At 54.5% G+C, this 20284-nt stretch carries 17 protein-coding genes and 1 pseudogene; 10 read left to right on the top strand and 8 right to left on the bottom strand.

All coding sequences use genetic code 11. From position 1 onward, the window contains the following. Positions 1 to 120 precede the first annotated feature (120 nt). Both hemF and GN278_16460 read left to right on the top strand, forming a co-directional pair. Positions 121 to 1013, top strand: a pseudogene (gene hemF, locus GN278_16465) (oxygen-dependent coproporphyrinogen oxidase). Positions 1014 to 1187: 174 nt separating this feature from the next. Further along, entirely contained in the window at positions 1188 to 2615 is a 1428-nt protein-coding gene (locus GN278_16460) for an FAD-binding protein (GenBank protein XAT62220.1), read from the top strand. Here the strand turns inward: GN278_16460 and hemC are convergent. Beyond that, positions 2612 to 3571, bottom strand: coding sequence for a hydroxymethylbilane synthase (gene hemC, locus GN278_16455; protein XAT62219.1), 960 nt, complete (start codon positions 3569 to 3571; stop codon positions 2612 to 2614). The genes GN278_16460 and hemC overlap by 4 nt on opposite strands. Before the next feature lie 96 nt (positions 3572 to 3667). On the opposite strand from hemC, the gene GN278_16450 reads away from it, so the two are divergent. The 8 genes from GN278_16450 (at position 3668) to GN278_16415 (ending at position 12406) form a co-directional block, all read left to right on the top strand. Then, positions 3668 to 4705 carry a uroporphyrinogen decarboxylase gene (locus GN278_16450; GenBank protein XAT62218.1) on the top strand — a complete coding sequence of 346 codons (1038 nt, stop codon included), beginning with the start codon at positions 3668 to 3670 and terminating at the stop codon, positions 4703 to 4705. 115 nt (positions 4706 to 4820) lie between these two features. Then, entirely contained in the window at positions 4821 to 5774 is a 954-nt protein-coding gene (locus tag GN278_16445) for an ATP-binding cassette domain-containing protein (protein XAT62217.1), read from the top strand. 2 nt (positions 5775 to 5776) lie between these two features. Continuing rightward, entirely contained in the window at positions 5777 to 6538 is a 762-nt protein-coding gene (locus GN278_16440) for an ABC transporter permease (protein XAT62216.1), read from the top strand. Between the two features lie 83 nt (positions 6539 to 6621). Continuing rightward, positions 6622 to 7419, top strand: a complete 798-nt coding sequence (locus tag GN278_16435; GenBank protein ID XAT62215.1) for a S49 family peptidase — start codon at positions 6622 to 6624, stop codon at positions 7417 to 7419. Positions 7420 to 7588: 169 nt separating this feature from the next. After that, the gene (locus tag GN278_16430; protein XAT62214.1) at positions 7589 to 8542 is read left to right on the top strand and encodes a calcium/sodium antiporter; all 954 of its coding nucleotides are present in this window, start codon (positions 7589 to 7591) and stop codon (positions 8540 to 8542) included. An 18-nt stretch (positions 8543 to 8560) separates the two neighbouring features. Next, positions 8561 to 9337 (top strand): SDR family oxidoreductase, encoded by a 777-nt coding sequence (locus GN278_16425; GenBank protein ID XAT62213.1) that lies wholly within the window; start codon positions 8561 to 8563, stop codon positions 9335 to 9337. Positions 9338 to 9662: 325 nt separating this feature from the next. Next, positions 9663 to 11510 carry an excinuclease ABC subunit UvrC gene (gene uvrC, locus GN278_16420; protein ID XAT62212.1) on the top strand — a complete coding sequence of 616 codons (1848 nt, stop codon included), beginning with the start codon at positions 9663 to 9665 and terminating at the stop codon, positions 11508 to 11510. 254 nt (positions 11511 to 11764) lie between these two features. Beyond that, positions 11765 to 12406, top strand: coding sequence for a flavodoxin family protein (locus tag GN278_16415; protein XAT62211.1), 642 nt, complete (start codon positions 11765 to 11767; stop codon positions 12404 to 12406). Positions 12407 to 12492: 86 nt separating this feature from the next. On the opposite strand, the gene GN278_16410 is transcribed toward GN278_16415, so the two are convergent. Genes GN278_16410 through GN278_16380 form a run of 7 tightly spaced genes read right to left on the bottom strand, consistent with a single transcriptional unit; the run spans position 12493 to position 20261 of the window. Next, complete coding sequence (locus GN278_16410; protein ID XAT62210.1) at positions 12493 to 13491, bottom strand: peptidase T4; 999 nt, start codon at positions 13489 to 13491, stop codon at positions 12493 to 12495. Beyond that, a complete protein-coding gene (locus tag GN278_16405; GenBank protein ID XAT62209.1) occupies positions 13491 to 14237 on the bottom strand; it encodes a glucose 1-dehydrogenase in 747 nt (248 codons plus the stop codon). Before GN278_16405 ends, GN278_16410 begins: the two co-directional genes overlap by 1 nt. Before the next feature lie 57 nt (positions 14238 to 14294). Beyond that, positions 14295 to 15458, bottom strand: coding sequence for a winged helix-turn-helix domain-containing protein (locus GN278_16400; GenBank protein XAT62208.1), 1164 nt, complete (start codon positions 15456 to 15458; stop codon positions 14295 to 14297). Beyond that, positions 15451 to 16905 carry an aldehyde dehydrogenase family protein gene (locus GN278_16395; GenBank protein XAT62207.1) on the bottom strand — a complete coding sequence of 485 codons (1455 nt, stop codon included), beginning with the start codon at positions 16903 to 16905 and terminating at the stop codon, positions 15451 to 15453. Before GN278_16395 ends, GN278_16400 begins: the two co-directional genes overlap by 8 nt. A 4-nt stretch (positions 16906 to 16909) precedes the next feature. Continuing rightward, positions 16910 to 18499: a dipeptide ABC transporter ATP-binding protein gene (locus GN278_16390; GenBank protein ID XAT62206.1), complete on the bottom strand. Its 1590-nt coding sequence runs from the start codon at positions 18497 to 18499 to the stop codon at positions 16910 to 16912. After that, positions 18496 to 19317 (bottom strand): ABC transporter permease subunit, encoded by an 822-nt coding sequence (locus tag GN278_16385; GenBank protein XAT62205.1) that lies wholly within the window; start codon positions 19315 to 19317, stop codon positions 18496 to 18498. The genes GN278_16390 and GN278_16385 overlap by 4 nt, the downstream gene beginning before the upstream one ends. Continuing rightward, complete coding sequence (locus GN278_16380) at positions 19314 to 20261, bottom strand: ABC transporter permease subunit (protein ID XAT62204.1); 948 nt, start codon at positions 20259 to 20261, stop codon at positions 19314 to 19316. Before GN278_16380 ends, GN278_16385 begins: the two co-directional genes overlap by 4 nt. Positions 20262 to 20284: the final 23 nt, after the last annotated feature.

Raw genomic sequence — 20284 nt, 5'->3', positions numbered from 1 at the left:
GACGGAACATTGGCTTAAAAGGCTGTGGCTTAGCGCCGCGAAGGGGCAAGTCCGCTTGACAAGTCAGTGGGTTCCCAAGAGACAGATTCTATTAAAGCGCAAGGCAAAAAGACGGAAACCATGGTGACAATATCGGATCAGCAAAAGCAACAGGCCAGTGCGTGGTTTCATCAATTGCGCGATGAAATAGTTACTTCTTTTCAACAGCTTGAAAATGACCATGCCGATGGTTCGATGGCTGAAAGGCCTGCTGGAAAGTTTGAGGTCACAACCACACAACGGCAATCAGATGATGGTAGTGATGCAGGGGGGGTTTGATGAGCGTGCTGCGCGGCGGGCGTGTGTTTGAAAAGGTTGGGGTGAATGTTTCAACCGTTTATGGCCGGCTTGGTGATCAGGCGCAGGCGGCGATGCGGGCCCGGCCGGGGCTGAGCGATATCGCAGATGACCCGCGCTTTTGGGCCAGTGGTATTTCACTGGTGGCGCATATGCAAAATCCGCATTGTCCGGCAGTGCACCTGAATACACGCATGTTTTGGACCCCGAAAGCATGGTGGTTTGGCGGCGGGTCGGATTTGAACCCTTGCATCGAATATGCTGAAGATACCGCCCATTTTCACACCACTCAAAAAGCCCATCTAGACCCGCATGATCCAGCGCTCTACCCAAAGCTAAAGGCTTGGGCTGATGAGTATTTTTACGTTCCCCACCGCAAACGCGCGCGCGGCGTGGGTGGGATATTTATGGATGATCGCTGCACTGGCGACTGGGCAGCGGATTTTGCACTGACCCAGGATATAGGCCGCGCATTCTTGCCCGCCTATCTGCCTTTGGTGACCAAACGCGTTGCGCAGCCGTGGAGCGACGAAGACAAGCAAACTCAATTGAGCCACCGTGGGCTTTATGCAGAGTTTAATCTGGTTTATGACCGTGGAACAAAATTTGGTCTGGCAACAGGGCATGATCCAGAAGCGGTTTTGATGAGCCTGCCGCCACTGGCCAAATGGGATTAATACGCCCTGCTCATGGGCTCTAAAAACCGGTAAAAAACGGGCTCTGTATTGCGTCGGTATGACGGTGGTGCCATTTTGCGCATGGAACCCAAAGCTTTTAGGCGTTAAGTTGCTTGCAAAGAGCAGATTTTTTTTGTTTTTTCTGGCAAAAATGACATAGCAAAGGAACCCCCAATGACGCAGATAAATGCCCTGATAGACATTGTTGGTCCTTCGCATGTGCTCACTGGCCGTGATTGTGAAAAATATTCCAGTGATTGGTTCAAATTACATCCTTTCACCCCTTTGGCAGTGGTGCGCCCTGCAAATGTGCATCAGGTGTCAGAGATCGTTAAATGGGCCAATTTAGAAAAGATCGCTGTGGTGCCAATGGGCGGCAACACGGGTTTAGCGGATGGCACCTACGCCGAGGGCGCATTGGTGCTGTCACTAGAACGGATGAACGCCATTCGGGAAATCCGATCTGATGCACGCCTTGCAGTGGTCGAGGCCGGAGTGATCCTGTCTGATCTGCACGAGGCGGCAGAAGAGCAAGATTTTATTTTCGCGATGACGTTTGGTGCGCGCGGCTCAGCCATGATTGGCGGCATGCTGTCGACCAATGCGGGCGGATCAAATGTGCTGCGCTATGGCAACACCCGTGATTTGTGCCTTGGCATCGAAGTTGTGCTGCCCAACGGTGAGATCATGGATATGATGTCCGAACTGCACAAAGATAATTCTGGCTATAATCTTAAACATCTGATGATCGGCGCAGAAGGCACTTTGGGCATTATCACCGCCGCTGTGCTGCGGTTGATGCCAAAGCCGCGTGCCTATGCCACCGCTATGTTGGCTGTGCCTTCGCTTGATGCGGCGCTGAGCATTCTCAATGCGCTGCAATCAGCCACGGGCGGTTCGGTTGAAGCCTATGAATATATGCCGCGGTTTTATATTGAAAAATATGCCGCCCATTTTGCCGACCGCCAACTGCCATTTCCGATCCAATATGATGTGAATATTCTGGTTGAGGTGGCCACCACTGCCGAGGACTTATCTGCCCCTGATGACAGCGGCCAAATCCAGCTGTCGTCGCGGTTTGAAGCGATCCTAGCCGATCAATTGCAAAGCGGCGCGATCTTGGATGCGGTTGTTGCCCAAAACGACACACAGCGTGCCCAAATGTGGCATCTGCGCGAAAGCGCGGCAGAGGTCACAGTTGCCCAAAAGCCTCTGGTCAATCACGACATTGCTGTGCCACTTGATAAGGTGGCGGTGTTTCTAAACCGCATGCAGGATCGTTTGACGGCGCTGGACCCCGGGGCTGAGACCATTGTTGTCTCGCACCTTGGGGATGGCAATATCCACTATCCGGTTTGGCCAAAAAGCCATGACCCAAAGGTGCATGCGGCGATCACCGAGGCGGTGGAAGATGTGGTTCTTGACCTTGGCGGCAGTTTTTCCGCCGAACATGGTATTGGCCGCAGCAAATTGCCATCAATGCAGCGGCGTAAAAATCCCGTTGCGGTTGCGGTGATGCGGCAGATCAAACAGGCGCTTGATCCGAACAATATCCTTAATCCAGGCAAGGTTATTCCGCAGCAGGCTACCAAAGGTTCCTAGGTTTTATCCTCGCCGCGCCAATCGAAAAATCCCGGCCCGCTTTGGGTCAGCAATTGCGCAGCCATTTCGGCGCCAAGGGTGGCACCATCTTCGATCGGGGCGCTTTGATCATCGCTGATCGCTTCGGACCCGTCCGGGCGCAGCACTTCACCGCGCAGGCGCAGCGTGCCGCCGCTGAGCTCGGCCAAGCCTGCAATCGGGGTTTCGCACGATCCGTCCAGTGCCGCCAAAAAACTCCGCTCGGCTACAAGCCGATGGCCCGTATCCGGATCATGAATGGCTTCAAGCAGTCCGGCTGTTTGCAAATCATCACGGCGCCGCTCGATCCCAATCGCCCCCTGCGCCACAGCCGGCAGCATGGCGTCAACAGCAATCGGCGCTTTGGCCAGATGCGCCATGTCCAACCGGTTCAGGCCAGCGATGGCTAAAAATGTGCCGGCGGCAACCCCCGCATCAAGTTTTTTCAGGCGGGTTTGCACATTGCCGCGAAACTCGACGATCTGCAAATCAGGGCGGCGGTGCAAAAGCTGCGCGCGCCGGCGCAATGACGACGTGCCCACCAAAGTGCCGGGCGGCAGGCTGTCGATGCTGCCGTACCGGGGTGAGATAAAGCCATCGCGCACATCTTCGCGTGGCAGGTAGGTATCAAGCAGCAGACCCTGCGGCTGTGCCACTGGCATATCTTTCATCGAATGAACCGCGATATCAATGACGCCTTCAAGCAGCGCGGCTTCAATCTCGCGGGTGAAAAGCCCTTTGCCACCGATGTCTTTCAGCGGGCGATCCTGAATTTTATCACCGGTGGTTTTAATCACCACGATCTCAAAGGCGCTTTGCTGCAATGCGAAAGCCGCCGCAAGCCGGTCGCGGGTTTCATAGGCCTGCGCCAGCGCCAATGGCGAGCCGCGGGTGCCAATTTTAAGCGGCGCGCTTGGATTTGGTAAAGTCTGGGTCATATATCTAGTTTAAGTCGGTCAACACATTCTGATAAGAGCTTAGCGGCGATGCCCGCCAAGAGGGCGGCGAAGCAGAACCAGTACCAAGGGTGACATATGGCAGAGCAAAAGAAAATACTTCGCGCGCTTGCAGGTGAAATTTTAGACACCCCGCCGATCTGGATGATGCGGCAGGCAGGGCGTTATTTGCCCGAATACCGCGCGGCCCGCGCCGAGGCGGGGGATTTTCTATCACTTTGCTATAACAGCGATTTGGCGGCCGAGGTTACCTTGCAGCCAATCCGCCGCTATGGGTTTGATGCGGCGATCCTGTTTGCTGATATCTTGTTGCTGCCGCAGGCGCTGGGCGCTGATTTGTGGTTTGTCACTGGCGAAGGCCCGCGGCTTTCAACCCTGACACGTGATGATGATCTGGCGGCGCTGCGGCCTATCGCTGACATTGATGAAACCTTGGCACCGGTCTATCAAACCCTGCGGATTTTGACCAAGGCGTTGCCACAAGAAACCACATTAATCGGTTTTGCCGGTGCGCCATGGACGGTGGCCACCTATATGATTGCAGGGCGCGGCACCCCGGATCAGGGGCCAGCGCATGCTTTGAAACAGGAAAACCCACAGCTTTTTGACGGGTTGATGGATCTTATAACGGTTGCAACAATCGAATATCTCAGTGCCCAGATTGAGGCTGGCGCCGAGGTCGTGAAACTCTTTGACAGCTGGGCTGGATCGCTGACAGGTGCGGATTTTGAGCGCTATGCAGTTGCCCCGACAAAAGCGATTATCACCGCCCTAAAGGCGCGGCATCCAGATATCCCGATTATTGCGTTTCCACGTGAGGCTGGGGATAAATACATCGGCTTTGCTGCGGCGACAGGCGCCGACTGTGTGGCGGTTGATAATTCGGTTATCCCTAAGTGGGTCGCGCAGCATCTGCAAAAGGACAGCTGCGTTCAGGGTAACCTTAAATCGTCTCACATGGTCACAGGCGGTCAGGCATTGGTTGATGAGGCTCGCCAGATTTGCACAGCGCTCAGCGGTGGGCCACATATTTTCAATCTGGGTCATGGGATCACGCCAGATGCCGATCCAGAAAATGTTCAACTGATGATCGACACGGTGCGTGCAGCAAAGTGACGGCGCGTCGTTTCTTTATTTGCGCCGGAAACGACGGTTGTTGGATACTAATTTGACTATCCAAGCGTATGTTTATCAAATAGATTCAGCGCATTGGTTTAGTTTGTGAGGTTGGATGAGTAGTGTTGTCGAGGTTAAAAACCTTTCGAAATCATTTCCCGGCGGACTTCAAGCGCTGAACAATGTGAACCTGACCATCAATCAGGGGGAAATTCTCGCTCTTTTGGGGCCAAATGGGGCTGGCAAAACGACCTTGATTTCAACCATCTGTGGAATCTGCCTGGCCACATCGGGTGAGGTTCTAGTGAACGGCCATGATATCATCACTAATTATCGTGAAACTCGCAAACTCATCGGGCTCGTGCCGCAGGATGTCTCGCTTGAGCCGTTTGAGACCGTGTTCAACACGGTGCGTTTTTCGCGGGGACTGCATGGCAAGCCCAGAAATGATGGCTATCTTGAAAAGCTGCTCAAGCAACTCTCGCTCTGGGACAAACGCAACTCGAAAGTGGTTGAGCTTTCGGGCGGTATGAAGCGTCGGGTGCTAATTGCAAAAGCCCTGAGCCATGAGCCGCGCCTGTTGTTTTTAGATGAGCCGAGCGCCGGCGTTGATGTGGAACTGCGCAAGGATATGTGGGATATTGTGGCCGAATTGCAGGCCAGTGGTGTGACCATTGTGTTGACCACGCATTATATCGAAGAAGCCGAAGCCATCGCCGAGCGTGTCGGGGTGATCAGCAAGGGTGAGATTTTGCTGGTGGAAGAAAAACAGGCGCTTATGAAGCGGCTTGGCAAAAAAACACTGACTATTGAGTTGCAAGATACGATTGATAAAATACCTCAGGCGCTGGGCGAGTATGACCTTGTGCTCTCCGATGACGGCACAGCGCTAAGTTTTACCTATGACACGCGCAGCGACCGCACCGGCATCACGCGGTTGATACATGATTTTTCCAATGCCGGATTGCAGGTGAAAGATTTGCAAACTGATCAATCCTCGCTCGAAGAGATTTTTGTCAGTCTAGTGCAGGCCGACAAGGCCAAAACCCCGAGTGAAGCAGAGGTATAGGTATGAATATCCACGCTATAAAGGCCATCTATCAATTCGAAATGGCGCGCTTTTTTCGCACTGCGGGACAAAGCCTTGCCTCACCGGTGATATCCACATCGCTGTATTTCATCGTTTTTGGCGCTGCGATTGGCAGTCGCATAGATCAGGTCGAAGGGGTCAGTTATGGCACTTTTATTGTGCCGGGTCTGGTGATGCTCACGGTAATGACGCAAGCAATATCGAATGCTTCTTTTGGGATATATTTCCCAAAATTTGTCGGCACGATTTATGAATTGCTTTCAGCGCCGGTTAGTTTTCTGGAAATCGTAGCTGGATACGTGGGGGCGGCGGCCACCAAAGCGCTGTTGATCGGCATGGTTATTTTGGCCACCTCGACACTTTTTGTTGATCTGAAAATCCAATATCCGTTCGCCATGTTTGCATTTCTGGTTCTGACCTGTTTCTCGTTTTCGCTTTTGGGCTTTATTCTAGGCATATGGGCAAAGAATTTTGAACAATTGCAAGTGGTGCCCCTGCTGATTGTGACGCCGCTGGTGTTTCTTGGTGGTTCGTTTTATTCAATCTCGATGTTGCCGCCGGTCTGGCAAAACATCGCCATGTTAAATCCGGTTGTGTATTTAATTTCTGGCTTTCGCTGGTCGTTTTTCGGAATGGCTGATGTGTCTGTCTATACCAGCTTGATCGCTATTTTTGGCTTCACCGTGCTGTGTCTGGCGGTGATTGGCTGGATTTTCAAAACCGGATGGCGGTTGCGCAACTAAAGGCTTTCCTGCGGTCAAAATTTAATTTCAATGGATCACCTAGGGTTCTTGTTTGTTTGCGCCAAGCACTCTACATCAGGACCATGAAACTTAAAATTCCATTTCTAAAACCTCAAAAGTCCGTGGCCGTGGTGCGGCTTTCTGGTCTTATTGCGGCCGGGTCGCGTGGGCAGCTTAATGATCAGGCTTTAGCGCCAATGCTTGAGAAGGCCTTTCGCAAAGGCAAACCCGACGCTGTAGCGTTGGTTTTAAACTCACCCGGTGGCTCACCAGTTCAATCCTCGCTTATTGGAGCGAGAATTCGCCGGCTTGCAGAAGAACATAAAGTGCCGGTTCTGGCCTTTGTCGAGGATGTGGCCGCCTCGGGCGGCTATTGGCTGGCGGTGACAGCGGATGAGATCTTTCTTGACCATAGCTCGATCGTTGGGTCCATTGGAGTGATCTCTGCCGGATTTGGCGCGCCAGAGTTCCTTGCCCGTTATGGCATCGAGCGGCGGGTCTATACAGCGGGAAAATCAAAATCGACGCTTGACCCGTTTCGCGAAGAAAAGCCCGAAGATGTGGCCCGCATGAAAGCCACCTTAGAGCAGGTCCACAAAGCCTTTATTGACCATGTTACTGCGCGCAGGGGCGACAAGTTCAGTTCTGATGAAGATTTGTTTAGCGGTGAATACTGGGTCGGTCAGACCGCTGTTGACTTGGGGCTGGCGGATGCAATTGGTCATCTGGTGCCTATTCTAAAAGAGCGCTATGGCGAAAAAGTACGTTTCCGGCTTTATGGCCAAAAGAAAAGCTTGGCACAGCGATTTGGCACATCCCTGTTTCACAGCGCATCGATTATGTTAGAGGAAAAGGCGGCCTTTGCCCGCTTTGGGCTTTGATATGATTTTTAAGATTGTCGTCTTGTTTTTGGCTGGCATGGCGGTCTTGGCCATGCTTGGCAGGTTGCGGATGCCAAAGGTTGGCCGTCGCAAATCTGTAAGATGCCCTGAGTGTGGCCGGATCATGATCGGTAAGCCGCCCTGTGTATGTGGTGCTAAATAGGGACCTGTGATGGATTGGCTGCTGTCTGCGATTGGTCTTGTTATATTACTTTTGGCTGGGGATGCGCTGGTAAAAGGCGCGGTCAACCTAAGCTTGCGGCTTGGGGTGCCGGCTTTGATTGTCAGCTTGACCATCGTGGCTTTTGGAACCTCAGCCCCTGAGCTTTTGATTGCAATCCGGGCCACTTTGGATAATGCGCCAGGGATTGCTTTGGGCAATGTGGTGGGCTCGAACACGGCTAATGTGCTTTTGGTTCTGGGCATTCCAGCGATCATATCTGTGGTGGATACCTCTAGCTGTAACAGCCGCAAAATCTATGGCTTTATGTTGCTGGCAACGCTTTTGTTTATTACCTTGGCCTTTACCGGAGAATTTGGTTTGTGGCAGGGCGCTGTGCTCTTGGCTGCACTTGGCTATTCTTTGCGAGATGCCTTTATGCAGGCCCGCGCCCACCGGCAAGAGACCGGCACAGATCAAGCAGATTTAACCAATCTAGAGGCTGCGGATCAGTCTATGAGCGGTTGGTGGATTACGCTTTATTTGTTGCTTGGGTTGGTTGGACTACCGCTGGGCGCAGAAATTCTGGTGAGCAGCGCAACTTCTATTGCGCTGAGCTATCATGTTAGCGAAACAGCCATTGGTTTGACATTAATCGCTATTGGAACATCCTTGCCAGAGTTGGCCACCACAGTGATGAGCGCTATTCGAAGGCAAGCAGATATCGCAATTGGCAATGTGATTGGGTCAAATATGTTTAATCTGCTGGCCATCATTGGGATCACCGCATTGATTGGTGACGTGCCGGTACCGCGCGCGTTTTTGACCTTTGATCTTTGGGTCATGCTGGGGTCTTCGCTACTGCTTGCGCCGTTTGTGGTTGGGCGGATGAAACTGACGCGATTATGGGGCGTGCTCTTGACCGGCAGTTATTTGGCCTATGTCACTATTGTGCTATCCTAAAATTTGAAAGGTGCGATCATGCGGGCATTGATAACCGGAGGCGCGAAACGGCTTGGCCGAGAAATGGCGCTATATGTGGCGGCGCGGGGCTATGATGTGGTGGTGCATTATGCCAGCTCGCAAGCGGCAGCAGATGAGGTGGTAGCAGAGATTCAAGCCTTGGGCTGCAAGGCAAAGGCGCTTCCAGCTGATCTGCTCATAGAGGCAGAGGTCCAAGAGCTCTTGCCTGCCGCAGCCGCGGCTCTTGGTGGGCCAATCACCTGCCTGATCAACAACGCCTCGATTTTTGAATATGACACCCTTGAGACGGCTACGCGGACAAGCTGGGATCGCCATATTGAAAGCAATCTACGGGCACCTTTTGTTCTAAGTCAGGCTTTTGCCGCGCAGCTACCTAAAGCGCAGATGGATGCAAATAACGAACCGCTCGCGCAGGGGCTTATTGTCAATATGATAGATCAACGGGTGCGCAAGCTCACACCTGAATTTGCCAGCTATACAATCGCCAAAATGGGACTTTGGGCGCTGACACAGACCGCAGCACAGGCGCTTGCGCCGCACGTCCGGGTCAATGCAATCGGCCCCGGTCCGACATTGCAAGGCGCTCGGCAAACTTTGGAACACTTTCAAAAACAACGTGAAAATACGGTTTTGACCCGCGGCGCTAACCCATCCGACATCACGGCGGCACTGGGGTATTTTATTGATGCGCCGGCGATCACAGGGCAATTACTGTGTGTCGATGGCGGCCAGCATTTGGTCTGGCAAACCCCAGATATACTCGGCATTGAGTAACGGCTCGAAAAATTTATCGGACAAGTTGTGCACCGGTGTAAGGTTTTGTTAAAGAGTTGTTACAAAAATGTATTGTTTTCAATAATTTGCAGGAAGGCATGAAAAAAAATACAATGATTTCAATATGTTAATTATATGCCTAATTTTTAGGCATATTAGCGAAGTTGCAGACTTTGCAAAGAAAAATCCAGATTCTCATTGCTTTTCCCCAGAGTTATCCACAGGAACGGTGGACAGCTTTTCTCTTGATCCCAAAGCTATAACATTGCAGCTAGGAAAGAATCATTATCAATTCGATAGATACCCTTAGACCAATGCGCACATCATGAATAAAACCGGCTATAAAATTATCCAAAAGTATGTAGCAACGCTGGACAGCTCGCCTGGTGTGTACCGTATGCTGGATGATCAGGCACGGGTTTTATACGTCGGTAAAGCGCGTAACTTAAAAGCGCGGGTCTCAAACTATGCTCGTCCAAGCGGTCATTCGGCGCGTATCGCTCGGATGATTTCTGAAACGTCTTCGATGATGTTTCTCACCACGCGCACCGAAACCGAAGCCCTGCTGCTAGAGCAGAACCTGATAAAGCAGCTGAAACCGCGCTATAATGTTTTGCTGCGGGATGATAAATCCTTTCCCAATATTCTTGTCACCACCCAGCACCGCTTTCCCCAGATCAAAAAGCATCGCGGTGCAAAATCAGAAAAAGGCGCCTATTACGGGCCCTTTGCCAGCGCCGGATCAGTGAACCGAACCTTATCGCAATTGCAGCGGGTGTTCATGCTGCGCAACTGCACCGATGCGATGTTTGAAAGCCGCACGAGGCCGTGCTTGCAGTATCAGATCAAGCGCTGCAGCGGGCCTTGCGTTGATCGTATTTCACGCGATAATTATGCCGCGTCGGTCAAGGATGCGCAGCGGTTTTTATCGGGTCGCTCGACCGAGGTGCAAGAAACGCTGGCCGCGCAAATGGCCGCTGCCTCTGAAGCGATGGAGTTTGAACAGGCTGCTTCCCTTCGCGACCGTATTCGCGCGTTGACGCAAGTGCAAACCACCCAAGGGATCAATCCCAGAACTGTCAAAGAGGCCGATATTGTTGCGCTGCATCTCGAAGCGGGTCAGGCCTGCGTGCAGGTGTTTTTCATCCGTGCCAATCAAAACTGGGGCAATCGGGATTTTTACCCGCGTGTGGCTGCTGATATGGGCCATGCCGAGGTGATGGAAGCGTTCTTGGGTCAGTTTTACGCCACCAAGGAATCGCCGCGCGCCATGATCCTGTCCCACGGTATTGAAAACGCCGATCTGATGCAGCAATTGCTCAGTGATAAGCTCGGCCGCAAGGTTGATATTATCGTCCCCTTGCGCGGTGAAAAACTTGAACTCATCTCGGGCGCGCTGCGCAATGCAAAGGAAAGTCTGGCGCGCAAAATGGCCGAAACTGCGACCCAGGCAAAACTGCTGCGCGGTCTGGCGGACGCCTTTGAACTAGATCAGCCGCCGCAGCGTATCGAAGTTTATGACAACTCGCATATTCAGGGCAGCAACGCGGTTGGCGCGATGATTGTGGCCGGCCCTGAGGGGCTGATGAAAAACAGCTACCGCAAGTTTAATATATCCGATGAAAACGTGACCCCGGGCGATGATTTCGGCATGATGAAAGAGGTGCTGAGCCGCCGCTTTAAACGTCTGTTGAAGGAAGACCCCGACCGTAGTTTGGATCACTGGCCGGATCTATTGTTGATCGATGGCGGCGCAGGTCAGGTCTCTGCCGTGGCGCAGGTTATGGCCGAGTTTGGCGTGGACGACATCCCCATGGTCGGGGTGGCCAAGGGCATTGATCGTGATCTGGGCAAAGAAGAGTTCCACATGCGCGGCCAGCGCCCCTTTGCTCTGCAGCGCAATGACCCGGTGCTGTATTTCATCCAAAGACTGCGGGATGAAGCGCACAGGTTTGCAATCGGCACCCATCGGGCCAAGCGGGCCAAGGCCATTGGGGCCACGCCCCTTGACGAAATAACCGGTGTGGGCGCATCACGCAAACGCGCATTGCTTGCCCATTTTGGCTCGGCCAAAGCCGTTAGCCGCGCCAATCTAGCCGATCTAAAGGCCGTAGATGGCATTTCCGCTGCCATGGCCGAGAAAATTTTTGGATTTTTTCACGAAAAGGGCTGACACAAGCGCGCGGTCGGTGATCTAGGCTATTGTGATATCGGACAATATTGTGGCGAACACGACAAGACACGCCAAGGCATTGGCAAGGTGTTCCTATGTCGCCCAGTGCCCTGGCCCTCCAAATGTGAAAAAGCGCACCAGTAAGTTTCCTCTTGACCTAAACTCAACTCTCGGGCGGAATGCGTTTAAGCCAACGCCTACACGCGTATTTGGAGCGGCCAGCTTGTGAACTGGTTTTGCATCCATAGTCTTAAATGGCGCTGGAAAAATATTTTCTGAAGGCTGCGCATTTGCATGTATTGACCATTCTAGATCACCCCAACCCAAAGTCGTTTAGCGCTGCTGTTGCCCAGCAATTCATGGCTGGCGCAGAGGCGTCTGGTCATTCGGTCGAGCTAGCAGATTTACATGCGGAAGGTTTTGATCCGCGTTTTTCAATGGCTGACATTGCAAGAGAACCCCACGCAACCCCATCGGATGATGTGGCCCACGAACAACGGCGGATTGCGCGAGCTGATGCAATCTGTCTGGTTTTTCCGCTATTTTGGTGGGGCATGCCATCGATGACTAAGGGTTGGCTCGACCGTGTCTGGAGCTGGGGTTGGGCCTACGATCAATTACAAGACCCGGAAAGCTCACTCCAAAGGCCCCGTTCCGGAGTGCTTCTAGTCCCGGCCGGAGCACGCTCAGATGAAATGGAAAATGGCGGGTACCTGTCTGCATTGGAAACCGCATGGATCAAGGGAACCTTTGGTTATTTTGGCTTCTCTCCACGCAGGCTCGAAGTGCTCTGCGGTGCCACTGGTTCAATTAAGCGCCGCCAATCCCTGCTTGCGAAAAGCTATCAAGTTGGCATCACATTGGCGCATCCAAAAGCCACAAACCGGTCGATTTAGCGCCCTGCGGTGTTTTTTAGTGTTCGTTGAATAAATGCGTGGTTTAGAAATTCAGATGTGCCATGCTTGAAAAGATATCTGGCCCCTTAGCGATTGAAATCAGCCCAAGTGGGTAGCGTATCATTCTGCTCTCTGCTTGCTTCAAATATACCGCGTGCTGCGGCGCGCGCGACGCATAGGCTGGCCGCGTGACACAGCTCGGCAAATCCCAACCGGCCTTCGGGTGCAGCCTGCCTGCCGGTTGAAGCGGCAAAGATTAAATCCCCATCCTGCGGCAAATGCGAGGGCAAAATGGCGCGTGCAAAGCCGTCATGCGAAATGGTAGCCAAGCGTTTGGCTTCGGCTTTGGTCAAAATGGCATCGGTGGCCACGATGGCCAGTGTGGTGTTGGCGCCGTCAACCAAACGGCCAAGTTTGCTTTGCGCAAGTCCAACGGGGCCCTTGGGGTTTGGCACACCGCAGCCGCCAAACTCTGCGCCAACCTCAAACGGGGCAGCCCAGAACCGTTTGCCCTCCGGTTCCACTAGGTTGCCAACCGGATTGGCGGCCACCAACGCCCCGACGGTGATCCCAGAGCTAAGCTGAAATGAAGCAGAGCCAAGACCACCCTTCATCATTCCGCAGAGCGCGCCGTAGCCTGCGCCTGCAGTGCCTATATCAAAACTTTCGCTGCGGGCCTCAAAGGCGGCGCGGCCAAGAGCCGCATAGGGGTTGGTCGCCCAGTTTTTATCGCCGCCGTTGAGCAAATCAAACAATATAGCAGTGGGCACAATCGGCACTTTGGCGCTGCCCACCCTATAGCCACGACCTTCTTTGGCCAGACAGGCACTGACGCCGCTGGCCGCATCAAGCCCGAAAGCAGATCCGCCAGACAGCACCAGCGCGTCAACCGCCGGTACGGTTTTGTCGGGTTCAAGCAATTCGGTATCCCGGGTTCCAGGTGCACCGCCCATCACCGCACAAGAGGCGGTCATGGGGGCATCCGACAGAACCACGCTGACGCCGGATTTCAGCGCCGCATCACAGGCGTTGCCGACCTCAATTCCTGCAACATCGGTGATTAAATTACGTGGTCCGGGCTGCATTAGATACACCGCCCGCCATCCACTTCCATGCAGACCCCGGTCACCATGCTGGCTTCGTCCGAGCATAGATAGCAGGCGCTGTTGGCAATATCTTCGGGTGTGGAAAACCGCCCCAAAGGAATGGTTGATAGGAATTTGGCGCGTATCTCGGGCGTATCTTCGCCCATAAACGACGCAAGCAAAGGCGTTTCACCTGCCACGGGATTGATGGCATTCACGCGGATGCCAAAGGGTGCCAGCTCGACCGCCATGGTTTTGGTCGCCGTGTTCATCCAGCCTTTCGAGCTGTTGTACCAATTGAGGTTGGGCCGTGGTGATACGCCTGCGGTGGATGCGATATTTAAAATCGCCCCGTCGCCGCGCGCTTTCATGGCCGGCACAAAGGTTTTGGCTGTCAAATAGACAGATTTGCAATTGACCGAAAACACGCGGTCAAAATCTTCTTCGCTGACCTCGTCTAGCGGCGTTGGCAAATGGGTCACCCCGGCGTTGTTAATGATAATATCAACCGCTCCCACATCTTTTTCAGCTTGGTGGGCAAGCGCTTTTACCGAGCGTAAATCTGCAACATCCACATGGGCGGCAAAGGCTGCTGCGCCCAGCTCATCGCTCAGGCTTTCAGCCGCTGCACTGTTGATATCGGCGATCACCACCTGTGCGCCCTCGGCGATAAATTTACGCGCTATCCCGGCACCAAATCCCGAACCTCCGCCGGTAACAATGGCCGTTTTTCCGTCCAGTCTCATCCAAATGCCTCCGCTGTCCTCATTCAAAGCTTGCGCTCAAATCCAATGATATTCAAGTTAAACACGTTCGATATCCCATCTCAGCGTGCTTAAGCCGGCAAACCTGCCAAACCGGCGCAGTTCGGCTTCCAATTTATTCCAGCGCGCAGTGCTCCACTGCTGACCCGGTTCTTTCCAAAAACCGATTACAGCAAGCAGCTGCTTGCTGCGGTCGGCCTTAAGCTCAATTCGCCCAACAAACCGCGTGCCTTCGAGCAGGGGATACACATAATACCCCCAGATGCGTTTGGCCTTTGGCACAAACATTTCATTGCGGTAGGCAAAGCCAAATAGCTTTTCCAGTCGGCTACGGTCACGGATCAGCGGATCAAACGGGTTTAAAATGCGCAGTTTTGATGTGGGCTCAGGCGCTGCACGCAGCCGTTTTTCTATGTCCGGATGCGCTATTGCGGCATAGGTCGACCCATCTGCACAGGTGACTTCTATCGGGATAAGGTCCTTGGTTTTCGTGGTCCACTCTCTGGCTTCCTGCGCGCTTATTACATCCCAAAACCGCTGCACCTCGCCCTGCGCGGCGAAACTTAACCTGTCCATCGCTGCAGCCGCGAGCCAGCGCAGCGCCTCGGCGTCTGTGCGCTGCTCATGGGGCGGGAAAACACGTTCGGCCAGATCGTAGAACTTTACAAATTTTTCACGATGCGAGGTGGCCAGTTTTCCGGCATACCAAAGGTGATCAAGGGCCTTTTTATGCGGCGGCCGCGCCCACATCTCACGGATTTTAGCCTTTGTGTCAAACGCATGAGTGGATAGGGCGCCTTCGACTTTGATGCGCGCAACGATTGCGGCCACCTGTTCTTGGGCCAGACCTGACTGATACCAAGTGTTGCGCGATATCGCAGCCTCTAATCGGGCAAACTGCAGGCCCCAATAGGGCAGCACATCAGCCGCGATCAGGCTGGCATCATGGGTGAAATGCTCAAACACATCGCGGGCCGCTAAGCGGTCCCAGATCGCCCCTTCGCGGTAGTTTTGATTGCGCGACCATAAAATATGATTATGGGCGCGGGTGACATTGCGGATGGTATCGATCTGAACGAACCCCAAACGGTTCACAATATCCATCAGCTTGCATGGACCTATTGGCGTTTCGGCCAGTCCATTGGTCCAGATCCAGAGCCTGCGCGCATCGCGGTTCGTCAGGCGAAGCCGTCCGCTAGCCATGATGCGCGGCAACGGTTTTCAGCGCCGAAAACCCGTAAAGCGCCTCAAAGCCTTTTTCGCGGCCGTGACCCGACAGTCCGCGCCCGCCAAAGGGCAGCTCAACCCCGCCGCCAGCGCCGTAGTTATTGATAAACACCTGACCCGAGCGCAGAGCCTTGGCCATGCGCATCTGCCGCCCGCCGTCACGGGTCCAGACACTGGCCACCAGCCCGTAATCGGTGCCGTTGGCAATGGCAATCGCTTCGGCCTCATCCTCAAACGGGATCACCACCTGCACTGGCCCGAACACCTCATCGCGTGCCAGCGCGTGGGTCGGGGCCACATCGGCAAAAAGATGCGGCGCCACATAGCTGCCACCTTTCGGCGCATCCTCGGCAATCTGCCCTTTGGCGGCGCAGGTCAGATCGCTCGCCTGTTCCAAAAACCCGTTCACGATGCCCTGCTGACGCGCTGATATTAGCGGCCCCAAATCGCCATCTGCCATTGCGGGCCGCGCTGTCAGGCTTTGATAGCGTTCGGACATGCGTTCAACCACCTGTTCATAAAGGCCGCGCTGCACCAATATCCGGCTGCTGGCTGAGCAGGTCTGACCGGCATTTTGTATCCCGGCATTGATTAAAAACGGCAAGGCGGCGTTAAGATCAGCATCTTCAAAGACCACCTGTGGGGATTTCCCGCCAAGCTCAAGCGTGACCGGCACCACGTGCTGCGCGGCTGCCGCCTGCACCCGCTGTCCGGTTATCACGGATCCGGTAAAGCTAAGATGATCAATGCCGCCGTGCGCTGCCAAGGCGGCACCCGCGCTTTGACCTGTGCCGGGCACCACGTTTAAAACCCCGTCGGGCAGACCTGCCTTGCCCGCCAGATCGGCAAAGGCCAATGCTGTCAGGCAAGCCTCTTCTGCGGGTTTCAGCACGCAGGCATTGCCCATCGCCAATGCCGCACCCACCGATCGGCCGATGATTTGCATTGGGTAATTCCACGGCACTATATGGCCGGTAACCCCATGTGGCTCGCGCAGGGTGTAGACCGTATAGCCCTGTTGATAGGGCAGGGTTTCGCCGTGCAGCTTATCCGCCGCGCCGCCATAAAACTCCATATAACGCGCTAGAGCGATGGCATCCGCATGGGCCTGTTTTAGCGGTTTGCCCACATCCAGCGCCTCAAGTTCGGCCAGATAGGCGCTATGCTCTAACACCAGCGCCGACAGCTTGCTTAACATACGGCCGCGATCGGTTGCGGTGGTTTGGGACCAGCTTGTGTCGAATGCACTGCGGGCTGCGGCAACCGCGGCGTCGATATCTTCCGCACCACCTGCGGCAATCGCCGTTAGCGCGCTTCCGTCCGAGGGGTTGATCAGATCAATTGTATTGCCGGTTTGAGGGGTAATCCACCGGCCACCAATAAGGCATTTATCTGCGGCAAAGGGCAGTTTGGGAAGCGACATGTCTTTAGGCTCCTATGGAAATTCTGGGCAGCTTGGGGGCTGCCGCGATCAATTCTTGGCTATAGGTATGCTGCGGATTGTCAAGGATAGCGGCGGTTTGGCCATGTTCGACAATTTCTCCGTTTTGCATCACCAAACAGCGATCGGTAATGGTGCGCACCACGGAAAGATCGTGACTGATAAATAGATAGCTGAGCCCGTAATCTTCGGCCAGTGCAGCAATCAGATCAAGGATTTGCGCCCGCACCGAGACATCAAGCGCTGAGACGGCTTCATCGAAAATAACCAGTTTGGGGCGAATGATAAGCGCCCGGGCAATGGCGATCCGTTGCCGCTGGCCACCGGAAAACTCATGGATATATTTAAATTGATCCTCGGCGTGCAGGCCGACCGCTTTGAGCACAGTGACCACGGCATCACCCTGATCCAGTGGGGTCGGGGGCTGCGTCAAAAGATGATAGGGCTCTCGAATAAGCCGGCCGACTTTATGACGCGGGTTGAACGAGCCGTAGGGGTCTTGAAACACCACTTGAATATCACGGCGCAGATCGGCGCCCGCCCCATGCAGGCTTTGCCCATTGAGCCAGATATCGCCCTTATCAATCGGATCAAGCCCTAATATTGCCCGTGTCAGGGTGGATTTGCCGCAACCCGATTCGCCCACCAGACCCAGCCTTTCGCCGCGGCGTAGCTCAAAGCTGACCCCCTGAACCGCCGGTTTTTGGGCCGGTTTTTGCCACAGGGCGCGGCGTGGCAGCGTGTAGCTGCGATAAACGTCTTTGACCTCAAGCAAGGGTGGTGGATCTGGCGGCAATGGCGGTAGGGCAACCTGATGCCCCGAGGCGGCAAAAAGGGTTTTGGTATAGGGGTGCTGCATGGCGGTAAACAGCGTTTCAGGGCCGGCTTTTTCAACTATTTTACCAAGTTGCATCACTGCGATTTCATCGGCCATATCGGCCACCACAGCCAGATCATGGGTGATCATTATCATCCCCATCTGGTCCTCTTTGGTAAGCTTTTTCAGCAGCCTCAAGATTTGCGCCTGGGTGGTGACATCCAGTGCTGTGGTCGGCTCATCCGCAATTAAAAGCTTCGGGCGCAGCGCGATGGCCATAGCGATGACCACCCGTTGCCGCTGACCGCCCGACAATTGATGCGGATAGCTGTTCATTGAAATCTGGGCAGCGGGAAGCCCGACCCGTTCCAGCACCTGCTGGGCTTGCTGCCGAGCTTGGGCCTTTTGCGCCATATCATGTTCTAGCAGGGTTTCCATCACCTGATTGCCGATGGTTTTGACCGGATTAAGCGCTGTCATCGGCTCTTGAAACACCATGCTGACCTGCGCCCCGCGCAGCTTGCAAAGCGACGGGTCATCCAGCCCGATCACCTCGCGGCCGTCAAGTTGAATAGAGCCGCTGCATATGGCCGCTTCGGGCAGCAATTGCATTAGTGCCAGCGCGGTCATTGACTTGCCCGATCCACTTTCGCCCGTCAGGGCAAGAATATCGCCGGATTTAAGATCAAAGCTAATGCTGTCCAGAACGGTTAGATCGCCAATATCCACAGAAAGGTTTTGCACGTTCAGCAAGCTCATCCGCGCCCCTTCCTGACCTTGGGGTCTAAATGATCGCGCAGCCCATCGCCCAGCAGGTTAAGCCCCAGCACGGTAAGGATAATGGCGCTGCCCGGAATGATTGCCAGATGCGGCGCAAAGCTGACCATGGTTTGCGCATCGGCCAGCATTCTGCCCCAACTTGGTGTCGGCGGCTGCGCCCCAAGACCTACATAGCTGAGGCCCGCTTCGGCCAGAATTCCAAGGCTAAACTGAATGGTGCCCTGCACAATCAAAAGATTGCTGACATTGGGCAGGATATGCTCAACCGATATGCGCAGAGCGGATTTGCCGCTGACCCGCGCGGCAAGGATAAATTCACGCTGCCACAGGCTGAGCGCACCACCGCGGGTGACACGAGCAAACACCGGAATATTAAAAATTCCGATAGCAATGATGGCGTTCATTGCCCCTGCGCCAAAAAGCGCGGTGATCAAAATGGCAATCACCAGTGAGGGAAAGGCAAAGATAAGATCATTGGTGCGCATGATCACCTCATCCAGAAGCGATCCCTGACGCGCCGCTGCCGCGAGCCCCAAGGGCACGCCAAGCCCGATCCCGATACCCACCGCCAATAGCGCCACGGCGATCGAGGTGCGCGCGCCCACCATGATCATGGAAAACAGATCGCGGCCAAAGTGATCGGTGCCCAGCCAGTGGGTCCAGTTGGGCCGCTGCAGTTTATCGGGAATGCTCAATTGGGTAACATCATACGGCACCCAGATAAACGACACCGCTGCGATCAGCAGGATCATCAGGCTGAGCACAGCCCCGATGGTCAGGGAACGGCTGCGGCTCATGTGCGCTCTCTCAGACGCGGATCCACCGCCGCATAGGCCAGATCGACCAGGAAATTCACCAAGATGACCGCAAACACCAACAGCATGACCACGCTTTCCACCACAATCAGATCGCGCTGGGTGATCGCCTGAAACACCAAGCGGCCCAGACCGGGCAGGAAAAACACTTGCTCGATGATAATTGCGCCAGCCATCAGAAAGGAAAACTGTAGCCCGATAATGGTCAGCACCGGGATCATCGCGTTGCGCAGGGCGTGCCGCCAAAGCGTGGCCCGTTTGCCAAGCCCTTTGGCGCGGGCGGTGCGAATATAATCTTCTGACAGGGTTTCAATCAGCGCACTGCGCATCACGCGCGACAGGATCGCGGCCTGCGGCAGAGCCAAGGCAATCGCCGGAAGGGTCAGAGACTTTAGCCCAAGGAACAGCCCATCGTCCCAACCGGCAAAGCCGCCAGCCGAAAACCAGCGCAGCTTAATTGCAAAGATCACCACCAAGATCATCGCAAACCAGAAATTCGGAATGGCCACACCCAACTGGGTCGCCCCCATCACCGCCACATCACCGGCTTTGCCGCGCCGTGAGGCGGCATAAAGACCTGTGGGAAAGGCAATCGCGGTTGATATCACGAGGGCATAAATCGCCAAGGGCAGTGAAATCCAAAGCCGCTCGCCGATCATATCCGAAATCGGGCTACGATAAGTGTAGGACAGGCCAAAATCCCCGCTCAGCATTCCGCCGATCCACGCGATGTAGCGGGCAAATTTGCCCTGGTCCAGCCCCAGCTCGGCGCGCAGCGCGGCCACGGTGTCGGGCTGCGCATTGATACCGAGCATAAATGAGGCGGGATCACCGGGCGCGACCTCAACCACGGCGAAAATGATCACCGAGGCCAAACAGAGGCTCAGGGCCAGAGATAGAGCACGTTTAAGCGTATAGCGCAGCATAGATAAAACCGTAGTCAGGGATC

The organism is Rhodobacteraceae bacterium Araon29 (genome assembly GCA_039640505.1).
Taxonomy (GTDB): domain Bacteria; phylum Pseudomonadota; class Alphaproteobacteria; order Rhodobacterales; family Rhodobacteraceae; genus CABZJG01.
The sequence above is the reverse complement of the archived record's forward strand: the minus strand, read 5'-3'. Positions and strand labels throughout refer to the sequence as shown.

Bases quoted from the DNA above. Each gene is read 5' to 3' on its own strand.
- GN278_16460 (XAT62220.1), top strand. From the start codon at position 1,188: ATGACGCAGATAAATGCCCTGATAGACATTGTTGGTCCTTCGCATGTG.
- hemC (XAT62219.1), bottom strand. From the start codon at position 3,571: ATGACCCAGACTTTACCAAATCCAAGCGCGCCGCTTAAAATTGGCACC.
- GN278_16450 (XAT62218.1), top strand. From the start codon at position 3,668: ATGGCAGAGCAAAAGAAAATACTTCGCGCGCTTGCAGGTGAAATTTTA.
- GN278_16445 (XAT62217.1), top strand. From the start codon at position 4,821: ATGAGTAGTGTTGTCGAGGTTAAAAACCTTTCGAAATCATTTCCCGGC.
- GN278_16440 (XAT62216.1), top strand. From the start codon at position 5,777: ATGAATATCCACGCTATAAAGGCCATCTATCAATTCGAAATGGCGCGC.
- GN278_16435 (XAT62215.1), top strand. From the start codon at position 6,622: ATGAAACTTAAAATTCCATTTCTAAAACCTCAAAAGTCCGTGGCCGTG.
- GN278_16425 (XAT62213.1), top strand. From the start codon at position 8,561: ATGCGGGCATTGATAACCGGAGGCGCGAAACGGCTTGGCCGAGAAATG.
- uvrC (XAT62212.1), top strand. From the start codon at position 9,663: ATGAATAAAACCGGCTATAAAATTATCCAAAAGTATGTAGCAACGCTG.
- GN278_16415 (XAT62211.1), top strand. From the start codon at position 11,765: ATGGCGCTGGAAAAATATTTTCTGAAGGCTGCGCATTTGCATGTATTG.
- GN278_16410 (XAT62210.1), bottom strand. From the start codon at position 13,491: ATGCAGCCCGGACCACGTAATTTAATCACCGATGTTGCAGGAATTGAG.
- GN278_16405 (XAT62209.1), bottom strand. From the start codon at position 14,237: ATGAGACTGGACGGAAAAACGGCCATTGTTACCGGCGGAGGTTCGGGA.
- GN278_16400 (XAT62208.1), bottom strand. From the start codon at position 15,458: ATGGCTAGCGGACGGCTTCGCCTGACGAACCGCGATGCGCGCAGGCTC.
- GN278_16395 (XAT62207.1), bottom strand. From the start codon at position 16,905: ATGTCGCTTCCCAAACTGCCCTTTGCCGCAGATAAATGCCTTATTGGT.
- GN278_16390 (XAT62206.1), bottom strand. From the start codon at position 18,499: ATGAGCTTGCTGAACGTGCAAAACCTTTCTGTGGATATTGGCGATCTA.
- GN278_16385 (XAT62205.1), bottom strand. From the start codon at position 19,317: ATGAGCCGCAGCCGTTCCCTGACCATCGGGGCTGTGCTCAGCCTGATG.
- GN278_16380 (XAT62204.1), bottom strand. From the start codon at position 20,261: ATGCTGCGCTATACGCTTAAACGTGCTCTATCTCTGGCCCTGAGCCTC.